The 20,815-nt window shown below is 58.0% G+C and carries 20 protein-coding genes and 1 tRNA gene; 8 read left to right on the top strand and 13 right to left on the bottom strand.

Annotated elements, in window-relative coordinates; translation table 11 throughout:
- Positions 1-11 precede the first annotated feature (11 nt).
- From HMPREF3160_RS05760 to HMPREF3160_RS05735, 6 genes are all read right to left on the bottom strand, one after another.
- Complete coding sequence (locus HMPREF3160_RS05760; protein ID WP_035756037.1) at positions 12-443, bottom strand: universal stress protein; 432 nt, start codon at positions 441-443, stop codon at positions 12-14.
- Positions 444-546: 103 nt separating this feature from the next.
- Positions 547-1,002, bottom strand: a complete 456-nt coding sequence (locus tag HMPREF3160_RS05755) for a hypothetical protein (protein ID WP_035756040.1) — start codon at positions 1,000-1,002, stop codon at positions 547-549.
- Between the two features lie 60 nt (positions 1,003-1,062).
- Positions 1,063-1,512, bottom strand: a complete 450-nt coding sequence (locus HMPREF3160_RS05750; RefSeq protein ID WP_035756042.1) for a hypothetical protein — start codon at positions 1,510-1,512, stop codon at positions 1,063-1,065.
- Between the two features lie 120 nt (positions 1,513-1,632).
- Entirely contained in the window at positions 1,633-1,995 is a 363-nt protein-coding gene (locus HMPREF3160_RS05745; RefSeq protein ID WP_035756043.1) for a hypothetical protein, read from the bottom strand.
- A 234-nt stretch (positions 1,996-2,229) separates the two neighbouring features.
- Positions 2,230-2,670, bottom strand: coding sequence for a prolipoprotein diacylglyceryl transferase (locus HMPREF3160_RS05740; protein ID WP_035756045.1), 441 nt, complete (start codon positions 2,668-2,670; stop codon positions 2,230-2,232).
- A 178-nt stretch (positions 2,671-2,848) separates the two neighbouring features.
- Positions 2,849-4,366 carry a SulP family inorganic anion transporter gene (locus tag HMPREF3160_RS05735; RefSeq protein ID WP_070507589.1) on the bottom strand — a complete coding sequence of 506 codons (1,518 nt, stop codon included), beginning with the start codon at positions 4,364-4,366 and terminating at the stop codon, positions 2,849-2,851.
- Between the two features lie 134 nt (positions 4,367-4,500).
- Here HMPREF3160_RS05735 and HMPREF3160_RS05730 point away from each other — a divergent pair, with 134 nt between their 5' ends.
- Positions 4,501-5,175 (top strand): metal-dependent transcriptional regulator, encoded by a 675-nt coding sequence (locus HMPREF3160_RS05730; RefSeq protein WP_035756047.1) that lies wholly within the window; start codon positions 4,501-4,503, stop codon positions 5,173-5,175.
- On the opposite strand, the gene HMPREF3160_RS05725 is transcribed toward HMPREF3160_RS05730, so the two are convergent.
- The 5 genes from HMPREF3160_RS05725 to HMPREF3160_RS05705 all read right to left on the bottom strand — a co-directional run bounded on the left by HMPREF3160_RS05725 (position 5,126) and on the right by HMPREF3160_RS05705 (position 9,100).
- Positions 5,126-5,995 (bottom strand): metal ABC transporter permease, encoded by an 870-nt coding sequence (locus HMPREF3160_RS05725; RefSeq protein ID WP_035756049.1) that lies wholly within the window; start codon positions 5,993-5,995, stop codon positions 5,126-5,128. The two genes, HMPREF3160_RS05730 and HMPREF3160_RS05725, sit on opposite strands and share 50 nt — an antisense overlap.
- On the bottom strand, positions 5,992-6,927 hold the full coding sequence (locus tag HMPREF3160_RS05720; RefSeq protein ID WP_035756052.1) for a metal ABC transporter permease: 936 nt from the start codon (positions 6,925-6,927) through the stop codon (positions 5,992-5,994). The genes HMPREF3160_RS05725 and HMPREF3160_RS05720 overlap by 4 nt, the downstream gene beginning before the upstream one ends.
- Positions 6,924-7,742: a metal ABC transporter ATP-binding protein gene (locus HMPREF3160_RS05715; protein ID WP_232219274.1), complete on the bottom strand. Its 819-nt coding sequence runs from the start codon at positions 7,740-7,742 to the stop codon at positions 6,924-6,926. The genes HMPREF3160_RS05720 and HMPREF3160_RS05715 overlap by 4 nt, the downstream gene beginning before the upstream one ends.
- A 2-nt stretch (positions 7,743-7,744) precedes the next feature.
- Entirely contained in the window at positions 7,745-8,707 is a 963-nt protein-coding gene (locus tag HMPREF3160_RS05710) for a metal ABC transporter substrate-binding protein (protein ID WP_198020643.1), read from the bottom strand.
- Positions 8,708-9,016: 309 nt separating this feature from the next.
- Positions 9,017-9,100, bottom strand: a tRNA-Leu gene (locus HMPREF3160_RS05705).
- 336 nt (positions 9,101-9,436) lie between these two features.
- Here HMPREF3160_RS05705 and HMPREF3160_RS05700 point away from each other — a divergent pair.
- From HMPREF3160_RS05700 to pknB, 7 genes are read left to right on the top strand one after another with little or no spacing between them, the layout of a single operon-like run.
- The gene (locus tag HMPREF3160_RS05700; protein WP_070507537.1) at positions 9,437-10,207 is read left to right on the top strand and encodes an FhaA domain-containing protein; all 771 of its coding nucleotides are present in this window, start codon (positions 9,437-9,439) and stop codon (positions 10,205-10,207) included.
- Positions 10,208-10,211: 4 nt separating this feature from the next.
- On the top strand, positions 10,212-10,709 hold the full coding sequence (locus tag HMPREF3160_RS05695) for an FHA domain-containing protein FhaB/FipA (RefSeq protein ID WP_070507536.1): 498 nt from the start codon (positions 10,212-10,214) through the stop codon (positions 10,707-10,709).
- Positions 10,709-12,190: a PP2C family protein-serine/threonine phosphatase gene (locus HMPREF3160_RS05690; RefSeq protein ID WP_070507534.1), complete on the top strand. Its 1,482-nt coding sequence runs from the start codon at positions 10,709-10,711 to the stop codon at positions 12,188-12,190. Before HMPREF3160_RS05695 ends, HMPREF3160_RS05690 begins: the two co-directional genes overlap by 1 nt.
- Positions 12,187-13,812 carry an FtsW/RodA/SpoVE family cell cycle protein gene (locus HMPREF3160_RS05685; protein ID WP_070507531.1) on the top strand — a complete coding sequence of 542 codons (1,626 nt, stop codon included), beginning with the start codon at positions 12,187-12,189 and terminating at the stop codon, positions 13,810-13,812. The genes HMPREF3160_RS05690 and HMPREF3160_RS05685 overlap by 4 nt, the downstream gene beginning before the upstream one ends.
- Positions 13,809-15,266, top strand: coding sequence for a penicillin-binding transpeptidase domain-containing protein (locus tag HMPREF3160_RS05680; protein WP_035756059.1), 1,458 nt, complete (start codon positions 13,809-13,811; stop codon positions 15,264-15,266). The genes HMPREF3160_RS05685 and HMPREF3160_RS05680 overlap by 4 nt, the downstream gene beginning before the upstream one ends.
- Positions 15,263-16,963 (top strand): protein kinase domain-containing protein, encoded by a 1,701-nt coding sequence (locus HMPREF3160_RS05675; protein WP_052048436.1) that lies wholly within the window; start codon positions 15,263-15,265, stop codon positions 16,961-16,963. The genes HMPREF3160_RS05680 and HMPREF3160_RS05675 overlap by 4 nt, the downstream gene beginning before the upstream one ends.
- Before the next feature lie 8 nt (positions 16,964-16,971).
- Complete coding sequence (pknB, locus tag HMPREF3160_RS05670) at positions 16,972-18,900, top strand: Stk1 family PASTA domain-containing Ser/Thr kinase (protein WP_070507529.1); 1,929 nt, start codon at positions 16,972-16,974, stop codon at positions 18,898-18,900.
- A gap of 122 nt (positions 18,901-19,022) precedes the next feature.
- Here the strand turns inward: pknB and HMPREF3160_RS05665 are convergent, their stop codons facing one another.
- Together HMPREF3160_RS05665 and HMPREF3160_RS05655 are read right to left on the bottom strand one after the other, a co-directional pair.
- The gene (locus tag HMPREF3160_RS05665; RefSeq protein WP_070507588.1) at positions 19,023-19,676 is read right to left on the bottom strand and encodes an anthranilate synthase component II; all 654 of its coding nucleotides are present in this window, start codon (positions 19,674-19,676) and stop codon (positions 19,023-19,025) included.
- A gap of 259 nt (positions 19,677-19,935) precedes the next feature.
- A complete protein-coding gene (locus HMPREF3160_RS05655) occupies positions 19,936-20,676 on the bottom strand; it encodes a class E sortase (protein WP_070491328.1) in 741 nt (246 codons plus the stop codon).
- Between the last annotated feature and the right edge of the window lie 139 nt (positions 20,677-20,815).

Genomic DNA, 20,815 nt, shown 5'->3' with positions numbered 1-20,815 from the left:
GGTGCGGGATACTAGTTTCCGGAGGTACGGACAACGTAGACGTCACACGGTGCGTTGTGCACGATGCCGGTGGCTACGGAGCCGAGCACACGGCCCAGGCCGTGAGTGCCTACGTTACCTACGAAGATCACGTCAGCCTTGTGTTCTTTAGCGGCCTTGATCAAGGCATCCACGGGCTTGCCGAACATCGCGGCGGTCTCTACTTTGAGGTCGGGCTCGTTTTCGAGGAGTCGGTCTGCCACGCGGCGAGCAAGGTCACCTGCGAGGTCGGCGTCGTCGAGAACCCAGGTGTCGGTACCGATGTTGACAACCTCAGTGTTGTCTTTGGAGTGAGCCGAAACCACAACGAGGGTGTCGCCAGTTCGTGCCGCTACATGCGCTGCGCGGGATGCAGCTTTGAATGCAGTCTGCGAGCCGTCAACGCCGACGATGAAGGTGCCCATGGTGTACTCCGTATCTGTTTCAGGTCAGTCTTGAACTGATACTAACCGCAGAACACGTGTGAGAACAGTCCTAAACAAGAAAAACGTTGGCCCGTTGCGGGAACTACTCGCGTCCCTCTTCGAAGACAGGGCATTTCTCAGCGAACTGTTTGGCTTTATCGTCCATCGCTGGGTCTGTGGCTCGTTCCCCGAGTTCACGCATCTGAGCCTGAGCTTCAGTGTTCGACATGTCTTCTGAGATCTTGACCTGAACGTCAATCATCTTGGCAAGCAGGTAGATCGGATCGGACAGCTCCGACGTACTGTTCTTCTCAGCGGCACCTTTGAGGTCCTGGCCGAACTGAGCCAGCTTTTCGGAGTCTGAGATGCGCATGAAGTCACTGAAACTTTCGATGTTTGCATTCTTCAGCGCCTGAGAGAAGTCTTCACACAGGGCCTCGTCGGGGTCCTTGTTTGAGCAACCGGTCAGAAGCCCGGCCGCAAGGCCAAGTGCGGACAAGCCAGCGATGAGGCGGGCACCTGGGTGCTTGGTGCCGCGTGTGTTGAAACGTGCTTTCATAATCTACTCCTTAAGTTCCTACTCAGGGAACAACGCTTTGGGGGGGAACAACGCTGGTAGCTAGTCCTCATCGAAGGCAGGGCAGTTCTCAGCGAACTTCTTAGCCTTCTCCCCTAGCTCTGGCTGGGCGGCCTGCTGCGACAGGTTGTATAACTCCGCTTGAAGTTCCTGATTCTCGCGGTCTTGGTCAAGCTTGGCGGAAGTAACCGCCATCTTGCCTACGACTTCAATGGGTTCAGCGTACTCAGAATCGTCATACTTCTCGGCTGCATCAACGAACCCTTCGCCGAGCTGACTCACTTTCTCAGCCTTCTCGAGGTTCGGGATATCGTTCCCGTTGTCCAAGCCAACGGACTCGAGTGCCTTGGTCGCCTCTTCACACAGACCCTCATCGGGGTCCTTGTTCGAGCAACCAGTCAGAAGCCCGGCCGCAAGGCCAAGTGCGGACAAGCCCGCGATGAGATGAATGCCTGGGCGATGGGTACTGGGTGCACTAGAACGTGTTTTCATGACCTTCTCCCTGCTTCCTGCTTAAAAACGATGCTAGTTGTTACTTCACACCAATAACAGGGCACTTTAGTGTGGCGACCATCAACTTTCATATTGAAGTGGTCATGCACGCTCAGTTGTTTACTCGTCCCGGAAGGCCAGACACTTCTTGTAGAACTCGTCCACCTTTTCCTCTGTGCGCTCTTCATTCATCCTGACTTCAAGCACCCATTTCTCTTCACGATATTCAGGGTTCGAGCTCTCGTGATCCGCCTTGGCTTCAGCCTCTGTGAAGCGACCATAAAGTTCCAGAGCATCTGAGTACTGCGAACCCTTGTTATTGTGAGCCGCTATCTGAAGGTTCCTCCCGGCCTTAAGTTTCTTGTCGCTGTCCTCGAGCTCGTCGGAACTTCTGGCACCGGTCGCGTTTACTGCTTTGACCATGTCTTCGCACAAGGCCTCATCTGGGTCCTTAGCCGAGCATCCAGCGAGGAAGGCAGTCACAAGACCAGCAACCGATAACCCTGCGATGAGGCGTGCACCAGAATGCTGGGCACTGCGTGCGTTAGAACGTGCGGCGATGATCCATTCCTCAACTTCCTAGGCAACTCAGCCCTACTCAAAACTGATCTCTACTCATCTCAGCACGGATCGCATAAAGATGCTCCCCGCTAGCCAGGTACTGATTTCTCAGTCCAGCCAACGGGGAGCATGTCACCTAGCCTGCGCTAGGTTCCACTAGTTCTTGAAGGCGTCGCACTTCTTAGAGAGTTCCTTAGCCTTCTCTCCGTTATCCTCGTCCCGGAGCTGTTCACCGATCTCATCCATTTCAGACTTGAGCTGATCAGCGTTCGATGGGTCTTCTTTCACCTTAGCGGCGAGCTCGGCTGACTTACCTAAGAGGTTGACAGGTTCTGCAAGGTCCGATTTGCTGTTTTCAGCTGCTGCTTTGAGATCCTGGCCGAGCTTGGACATCTTAGCGCTGTCCTCGATCTGCAGGACTTCAGTAGGCTTTTCGATGCCAGCATCCTTGAGCGCCTTGGTGGCGTCATCGCACAGCTTGCCATCTGGGTTGTTATCACCCGAGCAACCGGTCAGCAGCGCGCCTGCAAGGCCCACCATGGACAGGCCAGCGATGAGGCGGGCGCCTGGGCGACGAGTATTGGTGAAAGCTTTCACAATCTCTCCTTAGAGTTCATACCAAAATGATGACGCTACTACCTTTCACACGTTATTCGTCGCGCAAAAAGTAGTCCCGTACTACGTCCGACAGCGTACGTTAATCGGACCTGCGGGGAATAATCCGAGCGCAGATAGGACGTAAATATCACGTGAACACCGCGCGAATTCGCGACAGCTAGCTCTCCCCTAGCTCACCGCTCAAACGGTCATGGATCCGGCGGCTCTTCTCACTCATGCCCGCAATCACCAGACGCTTTCCCTGTTCGGCATATGTTGCCTCAACGCTGTCGAGCGCGGCGACCGATGACGCATCCCAGACCTGCGCTTGAGACAAGTCCAAGCACACGAGGTCCGGGTCCTCGCCGTACCGGAACATCGTCGTGAAATCGTTACTCGAACCGAAGAACAACGCCCCACGCACCTTATAGACGGCTTGGGCCACCTGATCCGCTGGTGTATCCGCAGAAAGGACGTTGCCTTCCTCGTCCTGCAGTTCCCGCTCGGCCCGCACCACGTGAGCAACCTGACGCACGAACACCACAGCGGCAGTCAAAACACCCACGATCACGCCGATCGCAAGGTTCGAAGTCATCAAAACCACAGCGACCGTCACCAGCATGACTACCGTCTCTGACTTCGGGAGAGTGCGCAGCGTACGTGGCTGAATCGAGTGCCAATCAAACGTGGCGATACACACCATGATCATGACCGCAACCAATGCCGCCATCGGGATCTGCGCCACCCACTGATCGAATACCAGAACCAGAACCAACAGGAACGCGCCGGCACAGAATGTAGAGATACGTGTGCGTGCACCTGACACTTTGACGTTGATCATGGTCTGCCCGATCATCGCGCAACCACCCATACCGCCGAAGAATCCGGACGTGATGTTGGCGAGACCCTGACCCCAGGATTCACGCTTCTTATCTGAAGAAGTACCGGTGATGTTGTCAACCAGCTGGGCCGTCAACAATGACTCCATGAGACCCACCAAAGCCATCGCCGCGGCATACGGGGCGATGATCTGCAGGGTCTCCCACGTGAGTGGAACATTCAGGATGAACAGCTGCGGTAACCCATGCGGTAACTCGCCCTGGTCGCCAACCGTCGGAACCTTGATATCGAAGATCATCACCACAGCGGTAATCACGACCACCGCTACCAGTGGCGGCGGAACAGCGCCGGTGATCTTGGGGAAAAGCCACAGAATCACGATCCCTGCCGCCAGAAGCGGATACACAACCCACGGCACATCAATCAGTTGCGGCATCTGCGCCATGAACACAAGGATCGCTAACGCGTTCACGAACCCGACCATCACCGCACGCGGCACAAACCGGATCAGCTTCGATACACCCAGGAGCGCGAAAACAACCTGGAAAACTCCGGCCAATAAGACGCAGGCAATGAAGTAGTCAAAACCGTAATCCCGCATCAGCGGCGCAATCACCAACGCGACAGCCCCCGTAGCGGCGGAAATCATCGCGGTACGGCCACCGGCGATCGCGATCACGACCGCCATGATGAAAGAAGAAAACAGGCCCACCGCAGGGTCCACGCCCGCGATGATCGAGAATGAGATCGCCTCCGGGATCAAAGCCAACGCCACCACGAGACCTGCCAAAACCTCGCGCACCAGCTTCCGCGGAGACTTCAACGCGCCCAGCGTCGAAATATCGTATTGCCTCATCAACGGATCGCTATGCGGCTTATTAACCTGTCCCGGCGACACCCTTACTCCTCATATACAGACTCATCTTGGACGCTGCCTCGATACCTTAAGCGTAGGCCTTCGCAGGTCTTTGGACAGCTAGACTGTTCGCTATGTCTGTTTCTGAGTTGTCTGCGAGCACCCAGGACTATCTGAAAACCGTGTGGTACCTCGGTGAGTGGTCAGATGCCCCGGTCACGCCGAAACTGATTTCGGATCGGATGGGGCTGAGGCTGTCCTCGGTATCGGATGCGGTGCGCAAACTCACCGAACAAGGTCTTCTTGATCATGCGCCGTACGGCGAAGTGACGTTGACGGATACGGGGCGCGCGCACGCGATTGCGATGGTACGCCGGCATCGTCTGATCGAGACGTTCCTGCTAGAAACCCTTGGATACCGATGGGATCAAGTGCACGATGAGGCCGAGACACTCGAACACGCGGTGTCTGATTTCATGATCGAGCGCCTCGACGAATTCTTGGGCCACCCTGCTCGTGATCCGCATGGCGATCCGATCCCAACGACCGACGGCGATGTGGCACGCCCCAACGCAACGCTCCTCACCACGCTCGCGGCGGGCTCGAAAGCTCGGGTCGAGCGGATCTCTGACGATGATCCGCAACTGCTGCAGTTCTTTGCAGAAAACGGCATACATTTCGGCACGCTGCTCGAAGTGCACCCGAGCGCGCCTTATTCAGAAACCGTGGAGCTTCTTGTTGAGGGGCAAACCGAACGGCTCATGCTAGGGCGTGCTGCTTCTGATGCCGTTTGGGTAGAAGCCTTGTAGCTAACAGCACAGCACCGAACACAAGCCCATAGAACAGCGACATACCCGCACTTGTTGCAGCATCGAGCACATACGCTATCCAGAACCCAGCCAGCGCGCCCACGATGGCGATGAGCACAGTGAGCGCGATCATTGCCGGTAAACGGGTGGTGAGCAGGTAAGCTGTCGCGGGCGGAACAACCACGAGGGCGATAACCAGGATCGCGCCGGCTGCGTTGAACGCGGCAGTCACGGTGACGGAGACGAGGAACATGAACGCAGTATTCATGAGCCCGGAGCGGATGCCGAGGCTGGTTGCGAACTGGGGATCGAAGGTTGTGACCTTGAGCTTTGAATAGAACAACATAAGGAACACGATGTTGATCAGCAGAACACCCAGCATCACATAGAGGTAGGCAGGCCCTAAGTGTGTTCCTGCGATGATGAGGGGCTGCCAGGCCGCGATGTTGAGGTCGCCTGCCAGAACCGCGTGGGTATCAAGGTGGATGTTCGCGAATTCGAGGGTCACCAAGATCACGCCGGCACTGAACAGGGCGGGGAAGATCAGACCTTGCGGGGCGTCACCGGACAGTAAGCCGGTGCGGGCGAGCCATTCGCTTCCCAAGACTACAGCTAACCCTGCCAGTGCAGCCGCGAGGATCAACAAAGGCGAGTTGAAGTTGCGGGTGAGGAAATATCCGAAGATGATCCCGGGGAAAATCGAGTGGCTGATGGCGTCCACGAGCATCGAGTTTCGCCTCAACACAACGAAAACGCCGGGCAGTGCGCAGGCGAGCGCGGTCACTACCGCAAGCAACATGGTCCCGAGTAAGAAGCTCATGCGTGCCCGCCTTCCTCGATCAGTTCCTGTTTAAGGCTCGCGCGTGCACGGGCGCGAGAAACGGCACGAGTGATGATGCTGCGCCGTGGCGCGAACAAGAGCGAAAACAGGAAGATCGTAAACAGTGTGAGAACGATGAGCGGCCCGGTTGGAACTTTGCCGAGCACAATCGACAGGTATGCCCCTACCCCGCTGCCGACGCCACCGATCACGGCCGAGAGCGTTACCATGCCGGGCAGGGTCCTAGTCCATTGTCTAGCCGCTGCAGGTGGGGTGACCACGAAAGCAACCATGAGCACTAGACCCACGGCTTTGACGCCGATCACGGTCGCGATGACGATGGTCGCGAACATGAGGGTGTCGATGGTGCGGGCCCGGAACCCGAGCACCGTGGAGTGGTCCGGGTCGAAGGTCCGTAGCGTGAATTCTTTCCAGAACACCACCACGAGGGCGAGCACGATCACCCCGATGCTGATGCTGGTTACCAGGTCCGCGACGGTGACCACGGAGGCGTTACCAAACAGGTAGTCTTGGATGCCGCCTTTGCCTGGGTAGGCGCCGTTGGCGATGATGCGCATCAAAAGCATCCCGCCACCGAAGAAAACGGTGAGAGATATCGCCATCGCGGTGTCGATACGGATCTTGGAGATGCGGCTGATGCCGTTGGCGATCAGCACCGCGATGGTGCCTACGATGACTGCGCCGAGGATCAGGCCAAGCATGTTGCGGCCGTCAGCGCCCAGCACGCCGACCGCGGTGAGGAACGCGAGCAGCGTGCCTGGCAGAGCGGCATGAGAGATCACATCGCTGATGAGCGACTGTTTACGCAGATAAGCGAAGGAACCGAGCGCGCCCGCGACAAGCCCGATGGTCATGGTGCCGAAGAACACCATCCGGTAGGTGTGATTGCTGAAGAATTCGATAAGGCTCACGACGCGGACTCCAGGAACGCTTCATCCGTTACTGAAACCTCATAAGCGATGCGGATGTTCTCCCGCGTGAAGGCTTGTTCGGCCGGGCCGGAGGCGATCACGCGCCGGTTCAGTAGGGTCACGTAGTCGCAGTATTGGCGTACGGTTGCGAGGTCGTGGTGCACGATCACAACGGTCCTGCCTTGCTCTCTGAGGGTGTGCAGAACCGAGACGATAGCTTGTTGGCTTTTCGCGTCGATGCCTTGGAACGGTTCGTCCATGAAGTACAGGTCGGGGGCCTGCACGAGTGTGCGGGCGAGGAACACGCGCTGTCGCTGCCCTCCGGAAAGCTCACCGATCTGCCGCGAAGACAGATCAGCGATCCCCGTCTGTTCGAGGGCAGCGACAGCGCGGGCGCGTTCCTTCTTACCTGGCCGACGAATCCAACCGAGCGATCCGTACGTGCCCATCGTGACCACATCGAGCACCGTGGTCGGGAAATCCCAATCGACACTCGTAGTTTGAGGCATATAACCAACCCGTTTGCGCGCACGCGCCAGCGGTTTACCGAAGAACTCGGACGTGCCAGTCAACGGCTTCACGAGCCCGAGCATCGCTTTGATGAGGGTTGATTTCCCTGCGCCGTTCGGGCCAACGATTCCCATCACAACCCCCTGCGGGACCGTGAAGTCAACGTTGCGTAGAACCGGCACCGCATCGTAGGCAACCGAGAGGTTATGGGTACGGCACGCAGGCGTGGCGGCGCCGTGAAGAGGGCTACCCTCTTGTGGATCTGGTGTTGCGGCAGGCCCGCGTGGATCGCTCAGGTTGGTCACGTCTACTCTCCTGAGGTTTTCAGGGCGTCAGCGATAGCGCGGGCATTGTGTTTGAGGGCACCGATGTAGGTGTCCATGGGTGCCTCAGCGCCCAGGGAGTCTGCGTACAGCTCCTGGTTGGAGACCTTGACGTGCCAGCCATGGGAGCGGACAGCTTCTTTAAGGCTCGTGATCGCCTGGGGGTTAGCTTGGTTGTCCTGGAAGATCACCGGGACCTTTTTATCGGCGATGAACTTCGCGAGTTTCGCCAGCTCAGAGGCGCTGAGTTTCGCTTCGCTGGAGACGAAGTCGGTCGCGTGAACATCAAGGTCGAAGGTTTTACCGAAGTAGTTGAAAGCGTCATGACCAGTAACCAGGATGCGGGGGTTGATTTTGCCCTCTGCTAGAAGGCCGCGTGCCTCATCTACCGCTGCATCGATCTCCTTGAGGTACTTGTCGGCGTTCGCCTTGTATTTTTCGGCGTTGTCCGGGTCCACTTCGGCGAACTTATCGGCGACGTTCTTCACAACGAGCGACCACGCGTCAGGGCTGTTCCATATGTGCGGGTCATGCAACGCATTTCCCTGATCATCAGTTTCAGGCCAGTCCAGCAAGAGGTTCTTGGGGAGGCTCTCCCCCACGGCCACCTGCTTGTCACCGAGGCTTGTGAGCAGGTCCGTCATCTGGGCTTCCAGGTGTAGGCCGTTCCAGAACACGAGATCTGATTTCTGGATGGTCTCGATGTCTTTGGTGGACGGCTGGTAGGTGTGTGGGTCGCCGCCGGGGCCGACCATGGTCGTGACTTCAGCATCGGGCGCGATGTTCTTGACCGCATCAGCGAGGTATCCGGTGGTCGCGTAAACCTTGATCGATTTGCCGTCACCGCCCGCCTCGGTGTTGGAACCGCTGTCAGAGCATGCTGTGAGCCCGAATGTGGCAAGTACGGTGATCGCGATTATAGAGAGGAGTTTCTTGATGTGCTTCAAGAGAGGCAACCTTCCAATGTCAGTAAGTGGGTGAAGGGATTTCCACCCACTAGGACTGTTGATGTGCCCCGCCCAGAGCGCATCATGATGGCATGCCTAAATATAATGTTCGATGCGCCGTAGTTGCAAACAGGGATAGCTCGTAGTCGATTCGAGGAAGGTGAATTTGGCGCGTGATCTACCGGAAGGGAGCGCAAGCAGGCCGCGTATAAGCAGTGCAACCAAGCAGCCTAAAAAAGAGCAGAAACGAAAAGAGCGGTGTTGTAACCAGACCTATTCGGTCTGCGTTACAACACCGCTCAGAAAACGTGCGCGAGGGGGGACTTGAACCCCCACGCCCTTGCGGGCACTGGCACCTGAAGCCAGCGCGTCTACCAATTCCGCCACTCGCGCGTAAACTTATTCGTTCCCTCCACGCTCGATGTGAACACATCATGTGAAAGACAACAGAGAAAAGCTTAACTGAGGATGCCTAGATTTCATAATCGACACATCCGCAACCCCGTCACAGTGCCGCATTTAGTGCCACATTGGGGCGGCTGTAACGCGCGGAAACTTCACTGATTTCAGACAGGTTGAGGCATGAACAGGTGCTTTAGGTAAGATCGGAGAACGATGTGCCCCACATCCGCCGTGCCTGAAAACCAGAATCACGGCAGAACACGGGACACACCGTAGCGCCTCGTGAACCGCGAGCACACAGCAAACACAGTTGAGAGGAGGTTCGTTGTGGGAATTGTCAGAGGATTCGAAAAAGGACTCGAGCGCCTCGTTTCACGCGCATTCCGCGGCAACTCCAACGGGACCATCAAACCCGTAGAGATCGCCAATCTAATCCGTAACACCATGGATGACGAATCTTTCTCGATCTCAGAAGGCCGCACCGTCGCACCGCACTCCTTCACAGTCCGGCTCGGCGCCGACGCGTTCGACCAGGCACGCGAATGGGGTACCGCGCTAGCGCAAGAACTCGCTGACGTCGCACTCGAACACGCGCAACGCCAGGACTATTCACTACGCGACGCCGTAACCGTAACCTTCCGCAAAGACGAATCGATCCAGCCAACACAGATCGAAGTCGATGCCTCCCTCGGCGGAACCAAAGCACCAAGCACGCCACAGCCCCGCCCATCTGCGCGCCCACAACTGAGCTCCGCGGAACAACAAGCCAGCACCCAACACATCCGTCCCACCGGCAACCGGACACCCGTCATCGAAATCGACGGCAGCCGTTACGCCCTAAGCGGCGACAGCGTCGTCATGGGCCGCGCAGGCGATGCCGGACTCCACATCAACGACCAAGGAGCCTCCCGCCGGCACGCCGAAATCGTGCGCCGCGGAAACCGTGTATTCATCCGCGACCTCGGCTCCACCAACGGAACCTACGTCAACGGATCCCGCATCGAAGGCGACGAAGAGCTACTCGACGGAACGATCATCTCGATCGGTCACGCCCGCCTGACCTTCTCCTGGCAGGACGCCCCCGAAGGAATGAGCTAACCGCATGGTCCCCTTGGTAGTGACGCTACTGCGTATCTCTTTCCTCGTATTCCTCTGGATCTTGGTCCTCATCATCGTGATGTCGATGCGCCGAGACCTCGGGGTAGGAAAGCGTGCACGCATACAGCCAGCCGGCGCCCCAGCAGGCCCGTCCGGATCATCCGGACCAGGCGCCGGTATGCCCAGCCAGCCCTCACAGGCGCCCCGCAACATCGCCCACGCCCTCGTTGTTGTTGAAGGCCCCGGGGCCGGCACGTCAGTACGTCTAGCTGCCAGCCCTATCCTGCTCGGCCGCGCGCAGGAAGCGAGCCTCGTGCTGATGGACGACTACGCATCATCCCGACACGCCCGATTGTTCCCGCAAGGAACCCGCTGGTTCCTCGAAGACCTCGGATCAACCAACGGAACCTACGTGGATGAAGTGCAGCTGACCCGCGCCCAGCCAATCGAGGTCGGCCAACGCATCCGCATCGGCAAAACCGTGATGGAGCTGCGCCCATAATGGCCCTATATTTCGACTTTGCCGCCCACTCCGATGTGGGCTGTGTACGCCGCAAAAATGACGACTCCGGATACGCGGGCCGTCACTTCGCGGTCGTCGCTGACGGTATGGGCGGCCACGTAGGCGGTGACGTCGCCTCCGCATCGACCGTGTTGGACCTCGTGCACCTGGACCGGCCCGATGTCGAGGAACCCAACACGATCCTCGCTGACGAGATCCAGTCAGCGAACATCATCCTCAACGAACTCGTTGAACAAAACCCCAAACTCTCCGGTATGGGAACCACCGTCAGCGCTATCTTGCTGGAAGGTTCCAAACTTCACCTCGCCCACATCGGCGATTCACGCGCATACCGGTTGCGTGACGGCGAGTGGGAACAGATCACCAAGGACCACACGTTCGTCGAAAAGCTCCTCGCTGAGGGGCGCATCACCGAAGACGAAGCGAAAATCCACCCGCATCGCAACGTGATCATGCGTGTTTTGGGGGACTCTGATGCTTCCCCCGAACTCGATATGTCTGTAATCCCCGCTACCGCCGGGGAACGCTGGATGCTGTGCTCCGACGGCGTGAACGCCGTGGTTTCCGAGGAAGAAACCGAGGAGATCGTTCGTAGCGCCGCGACCCCGCGGGAAGCCGCGGACCGCTTGGTTGAGCGGACCCTCGAGCTCGGTTCACCAGATAACGTCACTGTCGCTGTTGTGGACATCGTGGACGATGCTGACAAACCACTGTCGGAAGAGTTCAGCAACATAGAGGTCCCAACCCCTGACACGGGTCAGATCGAGGTCGCTCGCGGCGGTGACCTCGCCGCTAATCAGGCGTTGTTGCGTCACGCGATGGCTAACCGCCCGCACGAACTCGTTGGCGCCGCGCAGCTGGCGACCGAGTCGGGACAGATCCCGATTGTCACGCAGCGTTCCGGTGAGCGTCGCGCGGCCGCGCTACTTCAGCATCGCTCCTCCGAGCGTGAACGCCAACTGGCGCTCGCGGCACTTGATGAGGAGCCGCCACGGCGTCGGTTCGCGTGGGTTTTGCCTACCACGCTCGTTGTTTTGGTGCTGATCCTGCTCACGGGCGGCTACTTGGGGTACGCCTGGACCCAAACCCAGTATTACGTGGGGGTCCACCAGGGTAAGGTCGCGATGTTTAAGGGTATTTCCCAGGACCTTGGCCCTATCAAGATGTCGAGTGTGGACACCGAATCGAAGATTCCACTCGAGGCGCTGCCCGAATACACCCAGACCCAGCTTAAGAGCGGCATCGCAACACAGTCGCGTAAGGATGCCCAGCAGATTATGCACGATGTGCGGATCACCGCCCAGCAGTCGTGCCCTGTAGTGGCGCCAGCACCGCCCGATGTTGTTGCGCCGGATAGCTCCGGTAAGGGTTCGCAGTCCTCGCCGGAGAAGGCACAGGACGGAAACCCTGGTGATGAGGCTCCGGAGTGGTGCCATGAGTTGCGTGGTGATGTTGAGTGAGCGTTACCGCGAATCGTGCAAAGAAGTTGCCAACCCGGCGTAATACCGAGCTCTTCTTGCTCGTTCTTGCGTTGGGTGTCACGGCTTTAGCGGAGTTCTTGGTTTCCACAACTGCGGGTTCTTCGCGTAATGATCAGTCGTGGCTTCCCAATATTCTCGTTCTGGGCGCCTTTGGCGTGGGCGTGAACATTTCGCTACGCATCTGGGCTAAATATGCCGACCCTTACATACTTCCTGTTTTGGTTGCGCTGAACGGGATTGGCTTGGCGATGATTCACCGCCTCGACCTCGCTGGACCGCCCGAATTAGCCACCGCGGCTACGTCTCAGCTGCTATATTCCGGCGTAGGCATGGCTTCTGCCGTGATCATCCTGTGGGTCATCCGCGATCACCGCGTACTACGCAAGTTCACGTACGTATGGCTCGCAGTCTCCGTCGTATTGCTGCTCTTGCCGATGGTTCCCGGCCTCGGTTTCGCAACCTACGGCGCCCGAATTTGGATCCGCATCGGCTCCTTCTCGGTTCAGCCTGGTGAATTCGCCAAGGTCACCCTCGCAATCTTCTTCGCCAGCTATTTGGCTTCCAAACGTGACCTCATCCTCCTGGCAGGCCACAAGATCGGTCCCCTCCAGTTGCCTCGCTATCGCGACCTAGCGCCCATGTTGATCGCATGGTGCATTGCTATGGGCATCATGGTGTTGCAGACGGACCTCGGTAGCGCCCTGATGTTCTTTGGCCTCTTCATGGTCATGATCTATGTAGCAACCGGCAGGATCTCCTGGATCCTCATCGGCGGTGGGCTCGTTGCTCTCGGCGGCCTCTTCGCCTACATCTTCATGAGGCACGTCCGGGCCCGTTTCCAGATTTGGTACGACGCTTTCAACCCAGACATCTACTACCGCGACCCAGGCGGCAGCTACCAGGTGGTTCAGGGCCTATTCGGTATGGCTCACGGTGGTCTTGGCGGCACTGGACTAGGCGCCGGCTCCCCTGAACGCATCCCGGTAGCGAAGTCAGACATGATCTATGCCGCTCTCGGTGAAGAAATCGGCCTCGTTGGCCTCTTCGCCGTTGTCATGTTCTTCTTGCTGTTTGCCTCGCGCGGTATCCGCGCGGGCCTGGGTGCCCGTGATGGCTTCGGCAAGCTACTAGCCACCGGACTGTCTTTCGCGGTCGCGTTCCAGTTCTTCATCGTTACAGGCGGCGTGCTGCGCATCATCCCATTGACCGGCTTGACCACCCCGTTCATGTCCGCAGGTGGTTCATCCTTGCTTGCTAACTGGGTTCTAGCGGCCGTGCTGCTGCTCATCAGCCACAATGCGCGGCGCCCAGCAACCGGTGGGTTGCTCACAAGCGAAGATGATTCGCTACTGGCAAGCAAACTTTCGGCACCTGAGACGCCGTCTGCTCTGGACGCGCGTGAAGACGACCGGCCACGCCCCGAAAGCAACCACACTAGCCAGGCAAACCGGCCGAACCAGTCCAACGCTCGCCCAGGTGCCCATCCAGCGGCTCGCCCAAGCGGCCGCCGCGCCGCACATCGGGCAGGACACCAAGGCCATCGTGATGATTCCCGCCCTAGTGATGCCCGTCCGAACGCAGGAGGTGCTACGTCAGCATGAATCCAGCAATCCGCCGTACCTGGCTGGCTGTCGTAACCCTGTTCGTAGTTATCCTCATGGGCACAACCTATGTTCAGTTCATCGGTGCTGAGAAGCTCAACACCAACCCGTTGAACAGTCGACCCATCCTCGCTAACTATGACCGCCCGCGTGGCGCGATCCTTGTGGACGGCAAACCGATCGCCCAGAGCGTGAGGACTGAAAACGGTCCATATAAGTTCAAGCGAACCTACACGGATTCCAAGCTGTACTCCGGCTTGACGGGCTTCTACTCGATCAACAGTGGCGCAACCCAGCTTGAATCGACTCAAGAGTCGACCTTGTCTGGCACCTCCGATGATCAGTTCTTTGACCGTTTGAGCAACCTCTTCACGGGCAAGGAAGACCGCGGCGCTGATATCGAGCTGACCATCGACCCGGCTATCCAGAAAGCCGCCTACGATGCGTTACCGGACGGTAAGCAGGGTTCCGTTGTTGTGACTGATCCCCGCGACGGACGGATTCTCGCGATGGTCAACAAGCCGACCTTCGATGCGAACGAGCTGTCTGTAGAGAACGCGGATCAAGCTAAGCAGAACCGCGCCAAGCTCGAATCTGTTCCGGGGCTGTCGGTCAACTGGAATCCCGCTGTCTATGACCGCATCCCGCCTGGTTCCTCGTTCAAGTTGCTGACCCTGATCGCGGGGTTGGAGACAGGCGATTTCCAGATGGATGAGGAATATGACAACCCTCCGTCCTGGTCACCACCTGGTACGGAGAGGGAGTTGAAGAACTTCAGCGTCGGTATTTGCGCTAGCAAGCCGGATAAGGCCCCGCTTACCTTCATCGTTGCGCAGTCCTGTAACACTCCGTTCGCTCAGGTTGTTCAAGACATCGGTGCGGACAAGATGAAGGACGTCACCAAGCGGTTCGGTTTCGGTGAGAAGCCGGACTGGATGGGTTTGGCTCCAACCTCAGCATCGGTGTGGCCGGACACCTCCGACCCCGCGCAGCTGGCGTACTCGTCGTTCGGCCAGTTCGATGTTCAGGCAACCGCGTTGCAGATGAACATGGTTGCGATGGGTATCGCGAATGACGGGGTGATCATGCGTCCGCAGTTGATCAAGCAGGTCACGAGCCCTGACCTGCGTGTTTTGAGGCGTTTCAAGGCCGAGGAGTTTGGCCGCGCCACCAGCTCTGAGGTAGCTCAGGATATGACCAAGCTGATGCGCGAGCCTGTGAAGTCGGGTACCGCAACGCGGGCGCGTGTGTCCGGTGTGGACCTTGCAGCCAAGACCGGTACCGCAGATATTGGCGAATCAGGCAAGGTCAACGGCTGGATCACCGGTTTCTTCCCAGCAGATGAGCCTCAATATGCGGTCACGATTGTTGTCAAGAACGTCACTTATGAGGAAAGCGCTGGCTTGTCTAGCACCATCATGAGCAAGATTGAGAGGGCGGTGATGAACCGATGAGACCATCCAGCGGAATGGTTCTTGGAAGCCGCTATAAGCTCACTGACCGCATCGCGATCGGCGGTATGGGTGAGGTTTGGAAAGCTCTAGACGATGTCTTGGGCCGGGTTGTTGCCATCAAGATCCTCAAAGAGGAATATATGGGCGACCCGGGCTTTAGGGAGCGTTTCCGGGCTGAGGCTCGGCATACGGCCCTGCTTAATAATGACGGCATCGCGAATGTTTACGATTACGGCGAGGCCGATGGCTCTGCTTATCTGGTGATGGAGCTGGTTCCCGGCGAGCCGCTTTCCACCATCATTGAGCGTGAACGCAACCTGAACTCTGATTTCACGCTTTCGGTGATCGCTCAGACGGCGCGCGCGTTGGGGTCTGCGCATGCGCGTGGTTTGGTGCACCGCGATGTGAAGCCGGGCAACCTTTTGATCATGCCGTCCGGCAAGGTCAAGATCACTGATTTCGGTATTGCGCGTTTGGCTGATCAGGTTCCGTTGACTGCTACGGGCCAGGTTATGGGTACAGCGCAGTATTTAGCGCCGGAACAGGCTACCGGGCAGCAGGCTACGGGCCAGTCTGATCTGTATTCCTTAGGCGTTATCGGTTACGAGTGCTTGGCTGGTCGCCGCCCATTCACGGGTGAGTCGCAGATCGCCATCGCGTTGGCGCAGGTCAATGACAACCCGCCGGCGTTACCTGACACGGTGGATGCCCCGGTGAATGCGCTCATCATGTCGATGCTGGCTAAGGATCCTCTGAACCGGCCGGCTAACGCATCGAAGCTGGCGATTGCTGCCGATGCGTTGCGTGCGGGTCGTGTCTCCGATGCGGTTGCTGCGGTGCCGGGGATGAAGTTGTTCCTGAATCAGGACTCTGATGCCGCCAATGACGCCCCTACTGCCGCGACGACCGTGGTTGATTCTCAGGACGCGAACCCGTCGACCTCCCAGTTGCCTGCAGTGGATTCTGTTTCTGGGTCCGCGGCCCCTTCCTTCCCGATGTTCGAATCGGGTGAGGAAGAAGGCGGCTTCCCTGGGCCTTCGGATCCGGATGATGATGAGGATGATGGCGGTAAGAAGACGTGGCTGTGGTGGCTCATTGGTCTTCTGGTGCTTGCGCTGATTATTGGTGGCGCGGTTCTGATTCCGAAGTTGACGGGTGGTTCGGCGAAGCCGAGCCCGTCGGTGAGTGAGTCTGTTTCGGAGTCAGAGTCTGAATCCGAATCTGAATCGGAATCCGAGTCTGAGTCCAAGAGCGCGGACGATACTGTGCTGGTGACCAAGTCGAAGTACCTTGGCCAGCCGTATCAACAGGCCATGGGTGAGCTTGAATCGCGTGGCTTTAAGGTTGAGGCAGAGCCTCGTCAGGTTTCCTCGGCGTCTCAAGCGGCTCGGGTTGTGGATATCGACCCGACGGGTGAGCTCGAGAAGGGTAGCAAGATCACCATCTATTACGGTGCGTTCACTTCTCCGCAGCCGGCCCCGTCGCCAACTCAGCAACAACCGACTCAGCAGCCGCGCCCTTCGCGGACGCAGCAGCCGAGCCCAACTCAATCTGAGCAGCCTTCACAGACAGAGCAGCCAAGCCCGACCTCGGAGCCGCCTAGCGAAACTGCGCAGCCGAGCGCAGAGCCTAGCCAGAGTGCCCCGCAACGATCAGGTAGGCCGTTGCCATCCATTGACCCTCCAAGTAGCAACTGAGGTGACTCGTGACTGAGGACGAACAGCAAGACCGCCCCCGTCATCGGGAGGAAGAGCAGGCGGCGCAGCCACGCCAGCACACTCTGAATGATCGTTATGAGCTTGACCGCTTGATTGGCCGCGGGGGCATGGCCGATGTGTGGCTGGCTCGCGACGTTTTGTTGGGCCGCGATGTAGCCGTGAAGATTCTGCGCTCCGATTTGGCGCGGGACCCTATTTTCCAGGCTCGTTTCCGCCGCGAAGCGAAGGCTGTGGCTGGCCTGAATGACCCTACGATCGTCTCTGTTTTTGATACTGGTGACACGGATGTTCGCATCCCGGGGGAGCATTCGAGCCTCAAGGTCCCGTTCATCGTGATGGAGTACGTGGCCGGCCATACGCTCAAGGAACGCCTCAAGCATGGCCCGCTGTCGCAGAAGGACGCGATCAACGCGACCCTCGGTGTTCTGGCTGCGTTATCGTCATCGCATAAGCAAGGCATTGTGCACCGTGACATTAAGCCTGCCAACGTGATGGTCACCAACTCCGGCTCTATCAAGGTCATGGACTTTGGTATTGCGCGTGCGTTGGCGGATTCCGCCGCGACCATGACGCAACCACAAACGGTTGTGGGTACGGCCCAGTATCTTTCACCTGAGCAGGCTCGCGGCGATGATGTTGATCAGCGTTCGGACCTGTATTCGGCCGGTTGCTTGCTGTTTGAGCTGTTGACAGGCCGCCCTCCTTTCCAAGGCGATTCTCCAGTTTCAGTCGCGTATCAGCACGTGAGTGAAGCTCCCCCGCGTGCTCAGCGTTTCAACCCTGAGATCCCGCAGGCTATGGAAGAGCTTTTGCAGGTTGCGTTAGCCAAGGACCGCGAGGACCGCTACCAGACGGCGGATGAGTTCGCCGCTGCGTTGCGTTCCGTGCAGCGTGGAGAGACACCGCCGTCGCCGGCTACGCTCGCCACTCGCACGTTGCCTGCCGCGGCACCTGCTGCAGCGATTATGGGTGCAGCCCAGATGCCGCAGAACGCCTCTGGGCATGCCATGAACGGGCAGCCTTTGAACGCGCAGCCGGTTGCGTTACAGGAAAGCAATGACGATGAGGAGCTTGAGGAACGCGATAAGCGCAGCCGGAAGGGGCTGTGGATCGCTTCTTCGATCTTCGGTGTGTTGCTGATCGTCGGTGTGGTGTTCGGGCTGCTGTGGATGCAGGCTGAACGCGAAAGGAACGCGCCCGTCAACATTCCTTCTTTGGAGAACCTCTCTCTCGAGCAGGCGCAAGCGAAGCTGACTGAGCTTGAACTAAATTATGAGGTCAAGGAAGAACATTCGGATTCCGTTGATGAGGGCCATGTGATCTCGACTGACCCTGCGGCTGGCACGAGCGTGAAGAAGCAGACCGTGGTGACGCTCATGGTTTCTGAGGGTACCGATAAGGTTAAGGTTCCCCGCGGCGTGATCGGTAAGAACGAGCGCGAAGCCCGTCGAATCTTGGAAGAAGCGAAGCTCACGGTTTCGGATGACGTCAAGACGAAGGACTCCGCTAACGAATCGCAGGGGACCGTGCTTGAGGTGAGCCCGAAACCTGGGACTGAGTTGCGTTTCGGTGACGAAGTCCAGTTGACGATTTCCTCGGGTGAGGTCAGCCTTCCTGACGTGACGGGGCTTGAGGAATCCGAAGCCGTCAAGAAGTTGACCTCGGATGAGTACAAGCTTGAGGTCCAGGTGACCCGCGCCGTGGATGATTCTGTTGACGAGGGGACCGTGGTTTCTCAGCGTCCAGGCAAGGGCACTAAGACCTCGCCGGGTAGCATCGTTGTGATCGTGGTTGCGGAGGCTCCGGAACAACCGAGTGAAAGCCCGTCCGATGAGTCTGAAGATGGGGGAGATGAATCCGATTCCGGAGAGGATTCTGAGGAATCCCCGTCCTCAACCATCGGAGCCGACGAATAGTCTCGGAATCGTCGAGTAGTCACCGTTGATCATCGGCCGCTATCTAGTATCAGCGGCCGATGGTCATATCAGCGTTCGGCCTTGCCACACCGGTTGCTCTCTTATGCCGTAGAGGCCGCTGACTAGCGCTGATTGACACTACTGATGAGCGGGCTGAGTTTCTCAGCCCGCTCTGCTGCGCCCGGCAGGCCAAGGGCTTCGAGCCAGTTACCGAGCATCCGATAGCCGTCTTGTGTCAGGACGGACTCGGGGTGGAACTGCACACACCATGCCAGTGCGGTCTTGTGAGCTAGCCCCATGATCACCCCGTCCTTGGTTTGGGCGGTTACCTCGAGATCATCTGGGACCGTACCGGCTTGCACTGCCAGCGAGTGGTACCGGGTTGCTGTGAACGGATTGGCGACCCCTTCGAACATGGGGTGGCCCGTGTGTTCTACGAGTGAGGTTCGCCCGTGCATAAGCTGTTCTGCGTGGCTCACTATGCCGCCGAACGCCTCAGCTTGAGACTGCAGACCTAAGCAGACCCCATACAGCGGAATATTCCGTTCAACACATATACGGATTAGACCTATGCTTATTCCGGCATTTAGTGGATTGCCTGGGCCGGGGGAGATGAGTACGCCATCGAAATCTTCTGCTAGATTCCGGGCTTCTTCGAGTGAATATTCGTCATTGCGAATAACTCTGACTTGCGCTCCGAGCTCACGGAGATAACCCACCAGCGTATAGACGAACGAGTCATAGTTGTCGACAACAAGTACCCGACCACCCTGCAACGATTCCTGACGCTGCGCTGCCTCAGGGCTCAGCCGCTCGTGCGCACGGCCCCCTAGTTGGTACCCGTGTGTCACTTGCCTCCGCCTAACGTTCCCAGAATGCTCCCGCTAACCGTGGAGTCTTGCCACGGGCTATAGGGGTTCAGCAGAGGGAAGACGTAGTTCATGAGCAAGAGGATCACAAAGACTGCAAGGAGGATCGCTTGGAGTACCCGGATCCATAGTGGGCCAGGTAGGAGCCTGAAAATGAAGCCGTACATCAGCCGTTTCCTCCCGTAGTTTTAGTGACGATGTCTTCGATTTCGGCAGGGATTGGTTCACCGCGTTTAGAGAAGTCGGTTTGTTCGAAGGTTGAGATGATGCGCTCGGCCATACTGAACGGCGGATGGCAGGTTGTCAGCGTCATAAGTTTCTCTTGCGGTTTCGCTCCGGGCTGGCCAGGTACTGGAAGTAGTACGTCGGATTGCTCCGGGCTGACGTACTGGAGTTGCCGGAGCTTATATGAGTAGATGCCGTCCTTGGTTTGAATGTAGGCGGTGTCGCCTTCGCTGAGTTTGTCCATGTCCCAGAACACTTGCCCGTGGGTTTGGCGGTGGCCAGCGAACGCTACGTTGCCCTTCTCGCCAATCATTTGGGTTTGTGGGTAGCGGCCTACGCCCACGGTGTTGAGGACATCCATCCCAATGCCTTCAGCAATGGGCTTGGCATAGTTGTGGCCGAATTTAGGGATATAGAGGATTCCCCAGGTTTCCCCTTCGATCGGGGTAGTGGGTTTACCGTCCTTGCTCTTCTTCTCGGCTTGATCCCATTCTTGGGTGACCTGGCTGATGGCGTTTTGCTGAACGGATTCGGCTTCGATGTTGGTCCACCACAGCTGCCAACCAATGAAGAGGAGGACGAAGAGACCTGCGGTGAGCAAAAGTTCAGCGATGATCCCGATGATCACTGACCCGACGCTGCGTCGCCTGCGAGGCCGTCGGGCAATTGGCTCTGCTGTCACAAGCCCCTCCTGAGTTTGTTAGCTCTATTGTGGACTCTTTAGCATTTTCAGGGTTATGTACCGTTAGAATGTGATGTTGAGCCCGAGCCCGGGAACACTAACCAATATTACAACCTGTTCATATCCAGGTGTTGAACAC

Origin of the sequence: Arthrobacter sp. HMSC06H05, from assembly GCF_001807395.1 — a bacterium.
Lineage (GTDB): Bacteria > Actinomycetota > Actinomycetes > Actinomycetales > Micrococcaceae > Pseudoglutamicibacter > Pseudoglutamicibacter albus.
This window is presented reverse-complemented; position numbering and strand designations above follow the sequence as displayed.

What these genes read in the sequence shown, in the direction of transcription:
- HMPREF3160_RS05760 (WP_035756037.1), bottom strand. Translation starts at nt 443, where the DNA reads ATGGGCACCTTCATCGTCGGCGTTGACGGCTCGCAGACTGCATTCAAA.
- HMPREF3160_RS05755 (WP_035756040.1), bottom strand. Translation starts at nt 1,002, where the DNA reads ATGAAAGCACGTTTCAACACACGCGGCACCAAGCACCCAGGTGCCCGC.
- HMPREF3160_RS05750 (WP_035756042.1), bottom strand. Translation starts at nt 1,512, where the DNA reads ATGAAAACACGTTCTAGTGCACCCAGTACCCATCGCCCAGGCATTCAT.
- HMPREF3160_RS05735 (WP_070507589.1), bottom strand. Translation starts at nt 4,366, where the DNA reads ATGAGGCAATACGATATTTCGACGCTGGGCGCGTTGAAGTCTCCGCGG.
- HMPREF3160_RS05730 (WP_035756047.1), top strand. Translation starts at nt 4,501, where the DNA reads ATGTCTGTTTCTGAGTTGTCTGCGAGCACCCAGGACTATCTGAAAACC.
- HMPREF3160_RS05725 (WP_035756049.1), bottom strand. Translation starts at nt 5,995, where the DNA reads ATGAGCTTCTTACTCGGGACCATGTTGCTTGCGGTAGTGACCGCGCTC.
- HMPREF3160_RS05695 (WP_070507536.1), top strand. Translation starts at nt 10,212, where the DNA reads ATGGTCCCCTTGGTAGTGACGCTACTGCGTATCTCTTTCCTCGTATTC.
- HMPREF3160_RS05690 (WP_070507534.1), top strand. Translation starts at nt 10,709, where the DNA reads ATGGCCCTATATTTCGACTTTGCCGCCCACTCCGATGTGGGCTGTGTA.
- HMPREF3160_RS05680 (WP_035756059.1), top strand. Translation starts at nt 13,809, where the DNA reads ATGAATCCAGCAATCCGCCGTACCTGGCTGGCTGTCGTAACCCTGTTC.
- HMPREF3160_RS05675 (WP_052048436.1), top strand. Translation starts at nt 15,263, where the DNA reads ATGAGACCATCCAGCGGAATGGTTCTTGGAAGCCGCTATAAGCTCACT.